13 protein-coding genes are annotated in these 17361 nt (G+C 34.2%); 8 read left to right on the plus strand and 5 right to left on the minus strand.

Annotated features, from left to right (window positions below; translation table 11 throughout):
• Positions 1–292: 292 nt before the first annotated feature.
• From A6A10_RS00865 to A6A10_RS00875, 3 genes are read left to right on the plus strand one after another with little or no spacing between them, the layout of a single operon-like run.
• On the plus strand, positions 293–1978 hold the full coding sequence (locus A6A10_RS00865; RefSeq protein ID WP_121123109.1) for a carbon starvation CstA family protein: 1686 nt from the start codon (positions 293–295) through the stop codon (positions 1976–1978).
• Between the two features lie 53 nt (positions 1979–2031).
• Entirely contained in the window at positions 2032–2298 is a 267-nt protein-coding gene (locus tag A6A10_RS00870) for a cory-CC-star protein (RefSeq protein ID WP_121123111.1), read from the plus strand.
• 11 nt (positions 2299–2309) lie between these two features.
• Positions 2310–3287, plus strand: coding sequence for an ArsA family ATPase (locus A6A10_RS00875; RefSeq protein WP_121123113.1), 978 nt, complete (start codon positions 2310–2312; stop codon positions 3285–3287).
• Positions 3288–3542: 255 nt separating this feature from the next.
• Here A6A10_RS00875 and rluC read toward each other — a convergent pair whose 3' ends face one another.
• Positions 3543–4505: a 23S rRNA pseudouridine(955/2504/2580) synthase RluC gene (rluC, locus tag A6A10_RS00880; RefSeq protein ID WP_121123115.1), complete on the minus strand. Its 963-nt coding sequence runs from the start codon at positions 4503–4505 to the stop codon at positions 3543–3545.
• A gap of 123 nt (positions 4506–4628) precedes the next feature.
• Between rluC and A6A10_RS00885 the strand changes: the two genes are divergently transcribed.
• From A6A10_RS00885 to A6A10_RS00905, 5 genes are all read left to right on the plus strand, one after another.
• On the plus strand, positions 4629–5573 hold the full coding sequence (locus A6A10_RS00885; protein WP_418789096.1) for a mechanosensitive ion channel family protein: 945 nt from the start codon (positions 4629–4631) through the stop codon (positions 5571–5573).
• 430 nt (positions 5574–6003) lie between these two features.
• Positions 6004–8490, plus strand: coding sequence for a TonB-dependent receptor (locus A6A10_RS00890; protein ID WP_121123119.1), 2487 nt, complete (start codon positions 6004–6006; stop codon positions 8488–8490).
• A 385-nt stretch (positions 8491–8875) separates the two neighbouring features.
• Positions 8876–11797 (plus strand): ribonuclease E, encoded by a 2922-nt coding sequence (gene rne, locus A6A10_RS00895; RefSeq protein WP_121123121.1) that lies wholly within the window; start codon positions 8876–8878, stop codon positions 11795–11797.
• Positions 11798–11904: 107 nt separating this feature from the next.
• Positions 11905–12792 (plus strand): hypothetical protein, encoded by an 888-nt coding sequence (locus A6A10_RS00900; RefSeq protein ID WP_154399688.1) that lies wholly within the window; start codon positions 11905–11907, stop codon positions 12790–12792.
• 82 nt (positions 12793–12874) lie between these two features.
• On the plus strand, positions 12875–13588 hold the full coding sequence (locus A6A10_RS00905; protein ID WP_121123125.1) for a hypothetical protein: 714 nt from the start codon (positions 12875–12877) through the stop codon (positions 13586–13588).
• A 156-nt stretch (positions 13589–13744) separates the two neighbouring features.
• Here the strand turns inward: A6A10_RS00905 and A6A10_RS00910 are convergent, their stop codons facing one another.
• Genes A6A10_RS00910 through A6A10_RS00925 form a run of 4 tightly spaced genes read right to left on the minus strand, consistent with a single transcriptional unit; the run spans position 13745 to position 17338 of the window.
• A complete protein-coding gene (locus A6A10_RS00910) occupies positions 13745–14659 on the minus strand; it encodes a siderophore ABC transporter substrate-binding protein (RefSeq protein WP_121123127.1) in 915 nt (304 codons plus the stop codon).
• A 21-nt stretch (positions 14660–14680) separates the two neighbouring features.
• Positions 14681–15439: an iron ABC transporter ATP-binding protein gene (locus A6A10_RS00915; RefSeq protein WP_121123129.1), complete on the minus strand. Its 759-nt coding sequence runs from the start codon at positions 15437–15439 to the stop codon at positions 14681–14683.
• A complete protein-coding gene (locus A6A10_RS00920) occupies positions 15436–16389 on the minus strand; it encodes an iron chelate uptake ABC transporter family permease subunit (RefSeq protein WP_121123131.1) in 954 nt (317 codons plus the stop codon). Before A6A10_RS00920 ends, A6A10_RS00915 begins: the two co-directional genes overlap by 4 nt.
• Positions 16382–17338: an ABC transporter permease gene (locus A6A10_RS00925; protein ID WP_147404747.1), complete on the minus strand. Its 957-nt coding sequence runs from the start codon at positions 17336–17338 to the stop codon at positions 16382–16384. Before A6A10_RS00925 ends, A6A10_RS00920 begins: the two co-directional genes overlap by 8 nt.
• Between the last annotated feature and the right edge of the window lie 23 nt (positions 17339–17361).

Consider the following 17361-nt stretch of genomic DNA (forward strand, 5'->3'; position numbering starts at 1 on the left):
AAGAATCAAACTTAGGGCGTTTTAAGTTACTTAATTGTTAAGTTTTTTAAGTAGTCAACTATTATATAGTTTAAGTCAAGATTTGATTTGGTAATATGAGGTACTTTTTCTATTAATTTTTTGATTAAAAATTATTCAATAAGCTTGAAAAAATATAATTTTAGGTGTAGTTTGAGCACGCCCAAATAGTAACATTAGTTCTTGTGAAATTGGTACGGTATTTAGGGTATTTTTGTGTTTCTCTAAATAAATATACACATATATCAAAATATTAATTATAAAAGGAGCTTTTATGAATGCCGTATGGCTTATGCTAATTGGCTTTATTGCTTTTGCATTTGGCTGGTTTATCTATTCTCGTTTATATTCATCGAAAGTGTTAGAGCTTGATGATAATTTCGTTACTCCAGCTCATGAATATCGAGATGATGTAGATTTTGTTCCAGCAAATAAATTTGTGCTTTGGGGGCATCACTTTACTGCTGTTGCTGGTGCAGCACCGATCGTTGGTCCAGCTATTGCTGTACAGTGGGGATGGCTTCCTGCATTCCTATGGGTTGTCATTGGTACAGTTGCCTTTGCTGGTATTCATGATATGTCAGCGTTATGGGCAAGTGTAAAAAATGAAGGTAAGAGTATAGGGACTATATGTACTCGCTTTGTTGGTAACAAGGTCGGTCAACTATTTATGGTTGTTATCTTCTTAGTTTTATTAATGGTAAATGGTGCATTTGGTGTAATTATTGCTAAAGAAAGTGTTGAGCATACAAGTACTATTATTCCAGCCTGGGGGGCGGTAGTGATTGCACTCTTAATGGGACAAGCGATGTATAGATTTAAAATGAAACTTGTTCCTGTAACGATTGTTGCTGTTATTGCACTTTATGCCCTTGTTCCTCTTGGCGTAGCTTTCCCTGTTAGTTTACCTGATTCATTGTTTGGCTTTAGCCAAGATGCTCAGTGGGTAATATTACTCTATATCTATGCAGGTATCGCCTCCATACTTCCAGTATGGGCATTGCTTCAACCTAGAGATTATGTCAATGGTATCCAATTATTCGTTGGTTTAATCTTGCTTTATGCAAGTATCATTATTGTTCACCCAAGTATTTCTGCACCAAGCATTATTCCTGCTATTACAGATAATCCAGGTGGATGGCAAATGGTAATCCCTGTGCTATTCATTACGGTTGCTTGTGGTGCGATAAGTGGTTTCCACGGAATAGTAAGTTCTGGTACAACTTCAAAACAAGTTAATAAAATGCAGGATGTTCGTTTTGTTGGATATTTAGGTTCTATGGGTGAAGGATCTTTAGCTCTAGCAACTATTATTGCTTGCGTTGCTGGATTAAGTCTAGTAAATGCAGATCTAAATATAGATAGTTGGGCTGACCTTTATAAAGGTGGTACAGCAAGTTTTGTTTCTGGTGGTGGTGCCATCATCTTTGAAGGACTTGGTATTCCACAAGGAGCAAGTTCAACTTTACTTTCTCTTATGGTTATCCTTTTTGCTGCTACTACTATGGATGCAGGTATCCGTCTTCAACGATATATCATCCAAGAATGGGGTGATATGTACGATATTAGCTTCTTAAGAGGAAAATGGGTTTCTACTATCGTTGCGGTTGCATCTTCTTTTGCAATTTCAATGAATGGAGTGAGTGATGGTCAAGTTGCAATCTGGCCTTTATTTGGAGCAACAAACCAATTATTAGCCAGCCTCACATTAATGGTAACAGCGGTTATTTTACTTAAATCTAAAAAATTTGGCGGTAGCTTAGTTGTGCTTATTCCTATGAGCTTCATTCTTATCATGAGTTTCTGGGGAGCACTTATTAAACTAGGTGATTATTACATGGCTGAAAATTATCTACTTACAGTATTGAATGCTATTGTAATTGTTGTGACTTTACTTGTTGTATTATCTTCACTTAAAGTTATTAATAAAGTTTTATCTGAAAAGAAAGTATCTGCTTAGAAATTTTATATTGCCTTGCCTTATTGCAAGGCAATATTTTTTAAGAGGAAAGTATGATAAAAAGGATTATTAAATTTACAAGAGAACTTGAGCAGTTTTATGTTGGCATGCATAAAAGTGCAATATTAAAAGAGAATGCTGAAATTGATGATTTTTTTATGATCATTGCTTTTAGTGAAATTTATGGTATAGAAAATCCGTATTCTCTTTATACGTTAGAAATGTTACCTGCACTTATGCCACGGTTTCATCGTTGGCATCAAAAAGTCGGATTAAAGCATTCCTTCTTTGAGAATTTTCCGTGTAGTTGCTGTTGCTAAAAGGATCTTATATGGTTAATAAAAAACTTCCCAAAGTGTTATTTGTCGGAGGGAAAGGTGGTGTTGGAAAAAGTACAACTTCAAGTTCTATGGCTGTTGCACTATCCAATGCAAAGAATAAAGTTTTATTGGTATCGACAGATCCTGCGCATAATCTAAGCGATATATTTGATGTTGAATTAAAAAATACGACAACAAAAATAAACGAAAATTTGAGTATAGTAGAGATTGATTCTTCTATTGAAGCAAAAGCTTATGTAGATCATGTTGCAAAAAATATGAGAGGCTTTGTTGGTGCTGCAAGCTATGATCGCATAGATGATTACTTTGCAAAAATAGCCGATAGTTCCTCAACTTTGGAAGCCGCATTGTTTGAAAGATTGACTACAATTCTGACAAAAGAATCTGATGAATATGATTATGTCATTATTGACACCGCACCGACAGGTCATACTTTAAGATTATTCTTTATGCCTAAAGAATTGAAAGATTGGAGTAAAACTTTGCTCAGTATGCAAGAGCGTGGCGGTATGAGTGAAAAAGTTTTAGGCCATTTGGAAAGCGGTGATAAAAATAGATTCAGTGATCCAGATGGATTTATTAGAGGACAGCTGATAGAAGTCCTTGATGAAAGATATCTTAGATATAGCGCTTTTTCAAATTTGGTTAAGGATCCTAAAAAATGCGGTATTATTCTTGTTCTAAACGCATCGAAATTGGCTATTGCGGAAACAGAAAGAGCAATACAAAGTTTGGAGAAAAAAGGATTAAAGCCTTATGCGGTTGTATTAAATAAAGTATTGCCAACATATTCAGATGATGAGTTTTTGAGTTCAAGAATATCTCAGGAGTCAGAATATGTATCTCAAAGTGATCAGATATTTAGCCACTATCATTATGCAAAAATACCTCTTTTTAAACGTGATATAATAACGAAGGAGAGTCTTGAATTATTCGGAAAAAGTATTCTTGATAAGATTATTGAATAAAATATTTAGGATTAGAACAGCTATTTTTAATGATAAAGATTATTTTAAATCGAATAGCCAATAATTATATTCAGGTTTATTTATCACTTTAGTTAGGTATAGATTTTATTAATTATTTTTATAGGTCTTAAATTTTTCGGTTCTTTTTAATACGGAACGATAAGTTACTTTTAAGTTATTTCAAAAATAAAGTGCTATTAAACAAGCGGTAAGATCCCCTCTAAATTTTGCAAAATTAGAGGGGATTTTTCTTTGTTACTTTTCTGATCTGAGTTTTGTTAATACGCTTTTTAGATGGTTATCTAATGGCGCGGTAATTACCATTTCCTCTTCTGTACGTGGATGAGTAAAACGGATGGAATGAGCGTGTAAAAATAGGCGATTTAGCCCTAATGTTTGCATATTGGCATCAAATTCACGATCACCATATTTATCATCTAAGGCAATAGGATGGCCTGCAAATTGGGTATGAACACGAATTTGATGCGTTCTTCCTGTAACTGGAGAGGCTTTAATTAGGGTTGCAGTCTTATAGCGTTCTTCAATGGTAAATCGGGTTTCTGATGGCTTACCTTCTTCGCTCACTCTCACAATACGCTCGCTACTGGCTAACTCATTTTTGAGTAGTGGTGCTTTAATGGCTTTAGTGTGTGATTGCCATTGTCCACGCACTAACGCTAAATAATCTTTTTGTACGGTTTTCTCTCTTAGTTGTTCGTGTAAATTTCGTAATGCTGAACGTTTTTTGGCGACGAGTAAAATGCCCGAAGTATCACGGTCAATCCGATGCACTAATTCCAAAAATCTAGCTTGAGGGCGTAAAGCTCTTAATGCTTCAATCACGCCAAAACTTAAACCACTTCCACCGTGTACCGCAATACCAGAAGGTTTGTTAATGACTAATAATACTTCATCTTCATATAAGATTTGTGATTCTAGTTCTGATACTTTATTCAATTTTGTTGAAATAGGCGGTGTATTTTTTTCTGATACTCTTACAGGTGGAATACGTACAATATCTTCGGTTTGTAATTTATATTCAGGTTTGACTCGTCCCTTATTTACACGGACTTCACCTTTGCGAACAATGCGATAGATTAGGCTTTTAGGAACGCCTTTTAATTTTGCGAGTAAGAAATTATCGAGTCTTTGTCCAGACTCATCTTCACTAATCGTAATAAATTGTACTTTAGCACTAATTACTTTTTCAGTTGTCATGTGATAGGTGTAAATAAATGGAAAAACGGAACGAATCCTATCATAAATTTGCTCTTTTCGGGAAATTACATTATGTTAGAATTCACTCTGTTCTTTTGATGTAAGATTTAATTTAGGAGATATATGATGACAACTGCATCGTTAGCAGATGAACAAGCAGTCAACGAAGTTGCTGAGGTAGCACAAAATTTAAATATCCAAGAGATGGAAAATGTAATTAAACAGATAACCACAATGGATTTGAGTACTTTATTGCAACAATGGGTAATTCCTTATGGTACTAAAATATTGGTTGCCATTCTTATTTATATTTTTGGTAAATTTTTAGCTCGTGTTGTGAGTAGAGTATTTGGGAGAATTGCCTACGCTTCTAGTAAAGATGAAATGTTACAAAGTTTTGTAACTTCTATGAGTTATTTTCTTTTATTATTAATTGTTGTTATTGCCTCACTTTCACAGTTGGGAATCAATACTAGCTCATTAGTTGCATTAATCGGTGCAGCAGGATTAGCTATTGGTTTGGCTCTACAGAATTCACTACAAAATTTTGCTGCAGGAGTTATGATTCTTATATTTAAGCCATTTAAAAAAGGTGATTTTATTGAGGCGGCTGAAATAAGTGGCGTAGTTGAACAGATGGGGCTATTGATGTTAGAGCTACGTACTACTGATAATAAGACGATATTAGTGCCTAATGGAAAGGTCTTCGCGGATAGTATTACTAATTATTCTCAAAATGAAACACGCCGTATAGATATGATTTTTGATATCAGCTATGAATCTGATATAGCAACAGCGAAAGATATTATCGCAAGGATCTTAAATGAAAATGAAAGAGTCCTTAAGTATCCAGCTCCAACTATTGCAGTAGGTAATTTAGCTGCAAGTAGTGTGCAAATATTCACACGCCCTTGGGTAAAAAATGGAGAGTATTTTTCCGTACAGTTTGAATTACTTGAGAAAGTCAAAATAGAGTTCGACAAGGCGGGAGTGTCAATTCCGTATGATCAGCTACAGCTTCACATGCCGGAAGAAACATCTATTTTGATGAGTGATAAGAATGCATAATGAATGTATCTCAAAACTATTAATAGATCGTAAAAACTTAATCTGAAATATTGTAAGATATTTGAAGCAGTTATGACTGAGTTTCTATCTTTTTAGAGACTCAGTTTTTTGTATAGGTCAAATACTCTTGAATTAGTAACTTGTTCGGATGATTTTTCATATTTTCCCTCTCATGTATTTTTTATAAAGAATTTCTACTAGTATTAACTATTGGTAATTTTTAACTAACTTCTTTAGCAAACAGAATCGAACTTAACGTTAAATTACAATGTAAATCCATAAATTTTTTATTGATTTTAAGTCAGTTAAAATTTAGTATAAACACCCATTTTTTTTGTGGGTATTGTTGTTATATTTTAACAACTTTGGATATGGCTCTCCAGTATATTGGGGGATTATATACTGTGTACTATTGGGAAATACTTAAGAGATGAATAAAAAATATATTGCGTTACTAATATCTGCATTTTGTTCTGTTGGGTCTATTGCAGATGTAACAACATTGGAATTAGAAGAAGTTTCAGTTAAAGCTAATGTTGAACCTAAGTATGCCGGTTCTGCAACAGGAGATCACCTTAAAGTAAGTGATAAAATTGTTTCTGAGAAACAATTAAAAACACGTTCAGCAACTCTGGGTAATGCACTTGCAAGTGAATTAGGGGTTCATTCTGATCCATTTGGGGGTGGAGCAAGTGCTCCAATTATTCGTGGTCAAAAAGGAGTAAGAGTAAAAATTTTACAGAATGGTTCTGATGTCGTAGATATGGCTGCGGTTTCTCCAGATCATGCTGTAGCAGCTGATAGTTTATTAGCAAAACAAATTGAGCTGGTACGGGGTGCTTCAACACTTTTATATTCTACAGCTTCACCTTCAGGAATTATTAATGTGGTTGACAAACGTATACCTACAAACATTCCTGAGAAAGGATATGAGGGAGAAGTTGATGTTCGTTTAGATACTGCAAGTAAAGAGCGAGCAGGTATGGCTGGTGTGACATTAGGTGGTAACCATGTAGCAATGCGAGTAGAAGGATTAACTCGTCATTCTGATAATTATAAGGTTCCTAGTATTAATTTAGGGAAAACAGTTCGTCATGTCCCTGATACACATAGTAAATCCAAAGTGGGTACTATAGGTTTATCTTTAGTGGGTGATTCTGGTTATATCGGTGCGTCATATAGTCAGCGTAAAGATAAATATGGGTTACCAGGGCATAATCATGCATTTGATAACTGTTCTGCACATATTACGGATTCAACTGGAACACGATATGGATTCCGTTACGTTCAACGAGAATATTTATACGTATACCCACATTTGATGGATTCAACAGATATTATTGAATCTCCGCATTTTCACTGTGGGGATAGTCATTCTCACAATGGTGACATTAATGAAAATAATCCATTTGGATTTGATTACGATCATGATCATCCTGGTCCTTGGGTGGAGCTCACATCAAAACGTTGGGATTTACGAGGAGAATGGAAACAACCATTTAAAGCTATAGATAGAATTAGAATTAATGCGGCTCTCGTTGATTATAAACATAGAGAAAGAGATTATAGCCCAACATTAGGTACTACAGATCATGCGGTATCAGGTATACCTGTTGATGGTAAGGCCCCTGCATTTTTTAAGAATAGAGGCGTCAATTATCGTATAGAAATTGATCATGCTCCTTTGGGTAATTTAACAGGTACATGGGGATTCCAATATCAAACACAAAAAGCGAGTGCATTCATTCCAACAGAACGAAATCAGGGAGAACGTTATCCATTAGTGCCACACACAAATAAACAGGTTAGTTTATTTGGCGTTGAGCAATATCGTTGGAATAACTTTATTTTTGAGTTAGGTGTTCGTGCAGAAAAACAAAAAACACCAGTGCATTATGATATGAAGCGCTTAGAGCCTTATATCAAACAATCTTCATTTTTTCTCTTTTCTCCGCCATTAGCGCAACCAGATTTGTCTGCATATAAAGAAAAGGCGGTTTCTTATTCAGGATCAGTTGAATGGTTCTTTGATGATGTGCATAGATTATCATTTATGTATTCACATAATGAACGCATTCCTAGCCCAATGGAACTTTATTACCATGGTAAACACTTGGCAACAAGCTCGTTTATGTTTGGTAACAAAGAATTAATGAAAGAAAAATCCAATAATTTTGAAATTGGTATCGATCGCATGGAAGGTCCTGTTAACTATAAATTAAGTGTATATCATAATCGCTTTGATAATTATATTTATACCGAGGATTTATGGCGAGAAGGAAACCTTTTCATGCGCCGTTATACACAATCTAAAGCCAAGTTTTATGGTGCAGAAGGTGAAGTAAGTTATAATTTCTTACCACGACATAAAGTAACTATTTTTGGGGATATTATTACTGGTAAAGTGTCAGATTTATCTAATATTTATGGAGATAAAATCTACGAAAGAATTGCTAAACCATGTGAAGGAAACCCAAATAATACTTGTTATGAAAACGTTGCTGTAGGGCAAGAAACAATTGAAAGACCGGATACAACCCCTCCACGTTTGCCTCCTGCGCGTTTAGGTCTGCGTTTAAATAGTGAATTTAATGAGCATTGGTCTGCTTTTGCGGAATATGCGCATGTTTTCAAACAAGAAAAAGTATCTGTATCAGTGTCATCAAAACGTAAAAGTCGATTATATAATGATGATCCACCTTTGGAACCTGTGTATGTTAGGGAAAGTAAGACAGCTGGGTACAATTTAGTAAATTTAGGGGTAGACTATACAAATAAATGGAATGATTTAAATTATACAGTTTCAGTTAATGCTAATAATTTACTTAATGAAACAATTTATATTCATACATCTTATCTACCATTTGTACCACAAATGGGTAGAAATTTTGTATTAGGTTTACATGTTGATTTCTAAATAGCTCACGCTTATGTTATACAAGCGATAACAATGTTTAATATGACATAACAAGATTGTTATCGCTTGCTTGATTTATCCATTCAATCCTTTCTATTTCCTCTGTAAAATGCCATAATATCCCGATTTTTTATCAAAAAAATAGCAATCTTCTAATTTTGCAAAAAATAGATAAAAAATGACCGCTTGTAGTAGGTAAAACAAGTATGAATTTTGTTATGCAGTTCATTTTTAGACGTAAGACATAACACAATAAAAAGGTAGTGATCTTTCTTTTCATAAAATATAAATAGACAGTCGTGAGATTGACATCATCTAGATTGGAGAAAAATTAAAGAAAGAACACTATGGAAAAAGCTAACACAAAAAATAATGAGAAAACACAATGAAAAGAATGTTAATTAATGCAACTCAAAAAGAAGAGTTAAGAGTTGCACTTGTTGATGGGCAACGCCTATTCGACTTAGATATTGAAAGTCCTGGACATGAACAGAAAAAAGCAAATATTTACAAGGGGAAAATTACACGTGTAGAACCTAGCTTAGAGGCTGCATTTGTTGACTATGGTGCAGACCGTCATGGCTTTTTACCGTTAAAAGAAATCTCCCGAGAGTATTTCCCTGAAGGCTATGTTTTCCAAGGACGTCCGAGTATCAAAGATATTATCCAAGAAGGACAAGAAGTTATTGTTCAAGTGGGTAAAGAAGAACGTGGGAATAAAGGTGCAGCCTTAACAACTTTTATTTCTCTTGCTGGAAGTTACTTGGTTTTAATGCCAAATAATCCACGTGCAGGTGGTATTTCAAGAAGAATTGAAGGGGATGAACGTTTAGAGTTAAAAGAAGCTTTAGATGCCTTAACTGTACCTGATAATGTAGGCTTAATTGTTCGTACTGCTGGTGTAGGAAAATCTCCAGAAGAATTACAGTGGGATTTAACGGTTTTATTACACCACTGGGAAGCTATTAAAAAAGCAGCAGAATCTCGTCCTGCGCCATTCTTAATTCATCAAGAAAGTGATGTGATTGTTCGTGCAATTAGAGATTACCTTCGTCGTGATATTGGTGAGATTCTAATCGATAATAAAAAAATCCTTGATAAGGCAAAAAATCATATTCGCTTAGTACGTCCTGACTTTATTAATCGAGTCCGTTTATACGATGGTGAAGTACCATTATTTAGCCACTATCAAATTGAATCTCAAATTGAATCTGCATTTCAGCGTGAGGTTCGTCTGCCATCCGGTGGATCAATCGTTATTGATGTAACGGAAGCTCTTACTGCAATTGATATTAATTCATCAAAAGCGACGCGTGGTGGTGATATTGAAGAAACTGCATTAAATACGAATTTAGAAGCAGCCGATGAGATTGCTCGCCAATTACGTTTACGCGATTTAGGTGGATTAATTGTCATTGATTTTATTGATATGACGCCAGTTCGCCATCAACGTGAAGTTGAAAATCGAATTAGAGAGGCAACTCGTCAAGATAGAGCTCGTATCCAGTTTGGACGAATCTCTCGTTTTGGCTTACTTGAGATGTCTCGTCAACGTTTAAGCCCATCATTAAGTGAAGCCTCATCCCACGTTTGTCCTCGTTGCCAAGGAACTGGAAAAATACGTGATAATGATTCTATTGCTCTTTCTATTTTACGTCTCCTTGAAGAAGAAGCGATTAAAGAAAATAGTGCTCAAGTTCATACTGTTGTTCCAGTAGAAATTGCTTCATACTTGTTGAATGAAAAACGTAAGGCTATTAGCGATATTGAGAAACGTCATGATGTTCAGGTGGTTGTTGTGCCGACAGAAAGTATGCATACACCACATTTCAATGTATATCGTTTACGCGATAATGAAGTTCAACCAATTTTAAGCTACAACTTGGCTAAACGTTATCAGGCACAAGAAGAGGATCATTCGACAACATGTATACATTCGAATGAGGCTTTGGTGACACGCAATGAACCTGTTATTACGGCTGAATCTGTATTACAAAGTACAGAGTTGAATTTGCAACCAGCACCAATGCCTGTGATACCAACTAAACCTTCATTATTTAGTCTTTTATGGAAAAAACTCAAAGGACTATTTGAAAAAGAAGAAGAGAAGGTGCCAGTTAAAAAGGGTCGTAATAAGTCGAAATTACAACGAGATCGTCGTCAACAACAACGCAGAGAAAAACCAAGTCGAGCAGAAAAACAAGCACGAAAATCTGTACAGGTAGCACAAGAAATAAAAGTAACACAACAAGTTGAGCAGAAAAATCGTAAAGCAGTTGTTGAAGAGGTTGTGGAAGTTTCTAAGGTGCCAGAAAAGAAACAGCGAGAAGTGGCCAAGGTTGCTGAACGTCGTCAACGTCGAGAGCTTCGTAAAAAAGTGCGTGTTGAGTCTTTAGATGAACAAGCAATATTACAAGAAACAGTATTACCAGTTACTGATAATAAGGTAGAAATATCTAAACCTATATCACTGGTTAAACAAGGCTCAGTAAAAGAAGAAAAGGTAAGATTATCTGAGGATAATATGCTTCCAGATAATGTTGTAGAGGAAAAAATGGAAGACAGAGAACACTCCCGTCGTCGTTTACCTCGTCATTTGCGTGCGGGTAGCCAACGTCGTAGAGAGCGTAAGGATACTGTTAAATCCGCAATGCCGCTTACAGCAGCGGTTGCTTCTCCCGAGTTTGCAAGCGGTAAGATCTGGATTAAATTTGATGAAAAATCTAAGTCTGAGGAAAAAGCAAACTTTCTATCTGTTGATGAGATTTTACAGCAACAACAAGATGAAGAGGCAATTGTAAAAGATGATACTTCTACAGCCACACCATTTGGTGCTGTTGTTGTTCAGGAAACAGATAGAGACTTGGTGAAAGAAAAACACTCAAGTCAGTTTGGGGAGGAGCAAGAAGGAAAGAAACAAACTTCTGAAATTGAATTAAATCCAGAAGAGATTTTTACTTCTGTTCAGCCTTTTGGGCGAGTGATAGCTCAGCATTCTGAACGTGATTTGGTGAAAGAAAAACATGGTTCTCAATTGCTATCTAGCAAGGAAGAAAATGATAATATTGTAGAAGTTAAGACTACAATATATCAGAGCCATTATCAATTTGAGGGGCTAGTCGGAACATATTCTAGGGTAAAACATATCACTGTTGAAATGAGTCAAGCTAAATCAGTTGATGAGTCTAGTGAGCCATTTCCTATTGTACAATGGAAAAATTCTAAGTATTATTTTCATGGAAAGGGTGCAGGTGGACATAGTCATGCTATTAGTCATGTTTATGCAGATCCAAGAGTTGCAAGTTAGTTATATTTATTACTGACTTAATTATAGTGTGATTTTATTGAACTTTATTATCATACTATTTACTAAAAATGGGGATTCTCCCCTAATTATTAAAGGAAATTTTATTTATGAAAAAATCACTATTAACTTTGTTAGTTTTAGGTACATCACTTACTTTAGCAGCTTGTGATCAAGCAAAAGAAACAGCAACAGAAGTAAAAGATGCAGCAGCAGCAACCATTGAAGAAGCTAAAGCGGTTGCAGTGGATACTAAAGACGCAGTGGCTAATAAAGTAGAGGAAGCCAAAGATGCTGCTGTAGAAGCAAAAGATGCGGTAGTTGAGAAAGCTGGCGAGTTAAAAGATGCAGCAGCAGATAAAATATCAGAAATGAAGAATGCGGCAACAGACAAGATGTCAGAAATGAAAGATGCAGCGACAGATAAAATGGCAGATGCCAAAGACAGTATGACAGATGCTAAAGACGCGGCAACAGACAAGATGTCGGAAATGAAAGATGCAGCGACAGATAAAATGGCAGATGCTAAAGATAGTATGACAAATGCTAAAGATGCGGCAGCAGATAAGATGTCAGAAATGAAAGATGCAGCGACAGATAAAATGGCAGATGCCAAAGACAGTATGACAGATGCTAAAGACGCGGCAACAGACAAGATGTCAGAAATGAAAGATGCAGCGACAGATAAAATGGCAGATGCCAAAGACAGTATGACAGATGCTAAAGATGCGGCAGCAGATAAGATGTCAGAAATGAAAGATGCAGCGACAGATAAAATGGCAGATGCTAAAGATAGTATGACAAATGCTAAAGATGCGGCAGCAGATAAGATGTCAGAAATGAAAGATGCAGCGACAGATAAAATGGCAGATGCTAAAGATAGTATGACAAATGCTAAAGATGCGGCAACAGATAAAATGACAGAAGCGAAAGATACAGTGAAAGGTGCTGTTTCTGAAGCAAAAGATGCAATGCAAAATATGACAGAAAGTAAATAATTTTCACTTCGAGTTAAAAAGGCACAGGTAGCAGGTATCTGTGCCTTTTATTTAGCCGAGTAAAACAGAGGAATAATATATTATGAAAAAGAAATCTATACTTACAATTTTATTATTGGCTGTAGGAGTTTCACTAGTAGCATGCGATAATGGAAAATCGCAACTTGAAGCTGAATTAAAATTATCACAAGAAAAACTTATTGAGATGAAAACTGTTTTTGATGAGCAATTAACAAAAGTACAACAAGTTGCTGAGGAGCAAATTACTCAGGTATATCAATCTCAGAATAAAAGAATTATAGAAATTCAAAAACAGGCAGATGAAAGAGTTGCAAAAGTAGAGAAAGCGTCTGAAGCAAGAATAGCAGATATTCAAAAGCAAGCAGATGAACGCATAGCAAATCTTCAAAAAGAAGTAAAAGAGAAGGAATTAGAAATCAATAATTCAGCACAAGCACAGATCTTAGAAATGCAAAATAAAATGGAAGTTGGAATTGCAAATGCCGAAAAATTTTCTAAAGAACAATGGGAAGAAATGAAGCAGTTAATTCAATCCCAATTTGAAAAAGTAAAAGATACTTCAAAAGAAGTAGAACAGGATAATCGTAATAAATTTTCTGAAGCATTTAGTGGTGTAAAAAACTCTTTCAATTCTACACTAAAAGATGCAAAAGAGATTATTGCTGATAAAATGGATGGTGCTGGAAAGGTTATGCAAGATGTTGCTACTGAATTAAAATCAGAGTCTAAAGATGCAGAGACTAATACACCAGCAAATACAGAAAAAGTAAATTAATTGCATAAATTCGGATTTAATCTAGCAAATTGCATAAAAAAGAGAGTTTCCAATTCAGAATATTAGTGTCAAAATTCAATCTGATAAAAAGGAAACTCTCATATTTTATTCCAATAATCCTTAAATTTTCTATTTTATGACATATATTTGTTCATATTATTTACTTAATGCATCTTCAACTTCTTGGCTCATTGATTCCATTGATTTTAATCCACCCATTGCTAAATACCAATTTTCTGGGTTTAGATAAATAATATGTCCGTTTTGATAAGCCTTTGTTTGTTTAACAATATCGTTATTTAGCACAGTTGCTGCATTATCTTTAGTATTGGTGACTGCTGCTGTACGGTCAACAACAAAGATATAATCAGGATTTTTTTCTAAAATATATTCAAATCCAACATTCATACCATGGGTTGCCGTTTCAACATTGTTATCAACAGAAGTGAATCCAAATCCCTGATAGATAATACCAAAGCGAGAAGCTTCTCCAAAAGTGCTGACTTTACTTTCACTAATTAATAAAATTAATGCGGTCTTGCCTTGAGCTTTCGCTTTAATTTGTTCCATTTTCTTATCTAAATCAGCTAACTTTTGATTAGCTACATCTTTTTTATCTAAGATTACTGCAATATTTAAGATATTTTGTTTGAAGCTTGGGTAAAAATTATCAATAGTGATTCCGCTAAAATAACTTGGCGCAATTTCTTCAAAGCGTTCAGTAAATTTTGATTGGCGTGAAGAAATAATATTGAGATCAGGTTCAGCTTCATTTAATTTTTCAAAATTAGGATCAACTAAACTCCCCACATTGAGGTATTTTGCATCATTGAATTCTGACAAATATTCGGGTAAGCGAGTAGAACTAGGAACGGCTACAATATTTTCACTATTACCTAATTCACGGACTGTATCTAAGGCACCTAAATCAAATGCTGCAATCCGTTGAGGTTGCATAGGCAGTGTTTGCTGATTACCCAAAGAGTTTGTTACATCAATAGAATCGGCTGCGAAAGCAGGATTTAACATTAAAGAAGAACTTGCTAATAGAGTGAATAAGAGTTTTTTCATATAAATTTCTCCATAGTTAGATTAAAAATAAAATGCAATATGCTTATCTTCAATTGGATATATTGGAATATACATATCGTATATTTCCTGCAATACATCACTAGACATAATATTGCTAACTGTATCTTGTTTAATCACGGTACCATCTTTCATGGCAATCATATAATCCGCATAGCATGCAGCGAAATTGATATCATGAATAACAATAACAATAGTTTTATTAAACTGATCGGTAAGTTGTCTGAGATATTTCATAATTTGTGCTGAGTGTTTCATGTCCAAATTATTTAATGGTTCATCAAGTAAAATGTAATCGGTATCTTGTGCTAATATCATGGCAATGTAAGCTCGTTGTCTTTGCCCGCCACTAAGCTCATCAATATACTTATCTTGGATATCATTTAACGCCATAAAAGTAATAGCTTTATCAATTTGCTTATTATCCTCTTGTGTTAATCTTCCTTTGCTATAAGGATATCGCCCAAATGCAACAAGCTCTTTAATGGTTAATCTCAAATCAAAATGGTTATTTTGTTTGAGGATCGTTAATTGTTTCGCAATATCACTGGTTTTCAGTGATTTCATATCATGACCATTTAATTTTATCGTACCGTTGTCTGCTAATACTAAACGGCTAATAATGGAGAGCAATGTACTTTTACCAACACCATTAGCACCAATTAAAGCAGTCATTTTACCTTGGGGAATGATGCAGTTAATATCATGTAGAATAGTTTTCCCTGATAATGTTTTATTTACTTTTATTATTTCAATACTCATCTCACTTTATGCCCCAAAATTAAATAAAGAAAATATAATCCACCGAAAAAATTAATCACTACACTAATACTTGTACTAAAATTCAATAATTGAGAAATAATAAATTGTCCACCAAGTAGCGTAATAATTGCAATAAGCATACTTGCAGGTAGTAAAATCTGATAACGATTACTTCGAATAAATTCGAAGGTTAAATTCATAACGATTAATCCTAGAAACATTATTGGACCCACTAATGCGGTGGATACAGAAACTAATAATGCAATAATGATTAATAGTCTTTTACTAATTTTATTGTAATCAACGCCTAAACTAATAGCTTGATCTCTACCAAGTGTAAGGACATTTAAAATAGATATATTAAAAAATATATAAATAATAGGGATGACAATAATGCCTAAAGCTAATGGGAGAATGGTAGTGTTAATATGGCTAAAACTTGCAAAACTGACGTCTTGAATAATTTGATATTCATTAGGATCAATTAACACTTCCATAAATAATGAAACACTATGGAAAAATGTATTGCAGATAATCCCTATTAATAATAAGAAATATAGATTAGATGAATTATTTCGTAAAATAAATCTATACAATAACAATGCAAAAAATAGCATTAATATATTGGAATAGATGAATCTAGATACAACATCAAGATTATCAACTAATTTTCCTCCGAATAAGAAAACAACAGTGGTATAGAGTAATACATAAAGTGAATCTAGCCCTAATACACTTGGTGTTAATATTCGATTATTAATAAGTATTTGGAACAGCATGGTACTTAATGCAATCGCAATACCAGTTAGGACGATAGCTGCTAAAGTTAAACTACGATAATAAATGGCATATTGCCAACGAGAAGGTAGTTGATAGCCAAGATATAAACCAATACATATTACAGTTATGATTGTTAGGAATAATAAGCGTTTATAATTTGAATTAAGCATTATTCCGATACCTTTTGGCTAAAATGAATAAAAATATACCACTACCTAATACCCCTACTGTTGTATTAATAGGTACTTCATATGGGTAAATGATTAATCGTCCAAAAACATCACAAACAATAATAAATAATGCACCTAAAATAGCAGTGAGTGGTAATATCTTTGATAAATTATCACCATAATAGAGTGTAATAAGATTAGGAATGATTAACCCAATAAAAGGAATCATTCCGATAGTGACTAAAATTATAGAAGTAATAATTGAAACAATAAATAATCCAAAATAAAGTGTACCTTGATAATTTAACCCTAACATCTTCGCAATATCTTTTCCCATTCCTACAATAGCAAAACGAGAGATGAAGAAATAAATAATTACCAAGATAGGTAAGCCAAGATATAATAATTCATAGCGTCCTTGCATAATTAATGAAAAGTCGCCTTGTAGCCAACCTGATAAATTTTGTAAAATATCTAATTTAATTGCGATAAATAAGGTAATGGAACTAATAATATTACCCATCATTATTCCAACAAGTGGTACAAAAATCATATTTTTAAATTTTACATGGCGTAATATTAAGATAAAAAGTAAAGATCCAAAGAAAGCAACAATAGTGGCAAATACAGTTTTACCTAAAATAGCAACATTAGGAAATAAGATAATAGAGAGTAAAATCCCTAATCTCGCACTATCCATTGTTCCAACAATAGTCGGTGAGACGAAACGATTTTGACTAATTTGTTGCATGATTAATCCGCATACACTTAAACTGGCTCCAGCAATAAGCAAGCTGATTAATCTGGGAATACGACTTAAGGTAACAATATTCCATTGTTCAGGATCAAAATGGAATAAGCTCACGATATCTACATTAGAAACACCAATAAATAATGAGCTTATAGAAAGAATTACTAATAAAACAAAGAGCGTAATTATTGAATACATATAAATAATTCCCACCATTGTTT

This window comes from Otariodibacter oris, from assembly GCF_009684715.1.
Classification (GTDB): Bacteria; Pseudomonadota; Gammaproteobacteria; order Enterobacterales; family Pasteurellaceae; genus Otariodibacter; species Otariodibacter oris.

Bases quoted from the DNA above. Each gene is read 5' to 3' on its own strand.
- A6A10_RS00875 (WP_121123113.1), top strand. From the start codon at position 2,310: ATGGTTAATAAAAAACTTCCCAAAGTGTTATTTGTCGGAGGGAAAGGT.
- A6A10_RS00905 (WP_121123125.1), top strand. From the start codon at position 12,875: ATGAAAAAGAAATCTATACTTACAATTTTATTATTGGCTGTAGGAGTT.
- A6A10_RS00865 (WP_121123109.1), top strand. From the start codon at position 293: ATGAATGCCGTATGGCTTATGCTAATTGGCTTTATTGCTTTTGCATTT.
- A6A10_RS00900 (WP_154399688.1), top strand. From the start codon at position 11,905: ATGAAAAAATCACTATTAACTTTGTTAGTTTTAGGTACATCACTTACT.
- A6A10_RS00870 (WP_121123111.1), top strand. From the start codon at position 2,032: ATGATAAAAAGGATTATTAAATTTACAAGAGAACTTGAGCAGTTTTAT.
- rne (WP_121123121.1), top strand. From the start codon at position 8,876: ATGAAAAGAATGTTAATTAATGCAACTCAAAAAGAAGAGTTAAGAGTT.
- A6A10_RS00910 (WP_121123127.1), bottom strand. From the start codon at position 14,659: ATGAAAAAACTCTTATTCACTCTATTAGCAAGTTCTTCTTTAATGTTA.
- A6A10_RS00890 (WP_121123119.1), top strand. From the start codon at position 6,004: ATGAATAAAAAATATATTGCGTTACTAATATCTGCATTTTGTTCTGTT.
- A6A10_RS00925 (WP_147404747.1), bottom strand. From the start codon at position 17,338: ATGTATTCAATAATTACGCTCTTTGTTTTATTAGTAATTCTTTCTATA.
- A6A10_RS00885 (WP_418789096.1), top strand. From the start codon at position 4,629: ATGATGACAACTGCATCGTTAGCAGATGAACAAGCAGTCAACGAAGTT.
- rluC (WP_121123115.1), bottom strand. From the start codon at position 4,505: ATGACAACTGAAAAAGTAATTAGTGCTAAAGTACAATTTATTACGATT.
- A6A10_RS00915 (WP_121123129.1), bottom strand. From the start codon at position 15,439: ATGAGTATTGAAATAATAAAAGTAAATAAAACATTATCAGGGAAAACT.
- A6A10_RS00920 (WP_121123131.1), bottom strand. From the start codon at position 16,389: ATGCTTAATTCAAATTATAAACGCTTATTATTCCTAACAATCATAACT.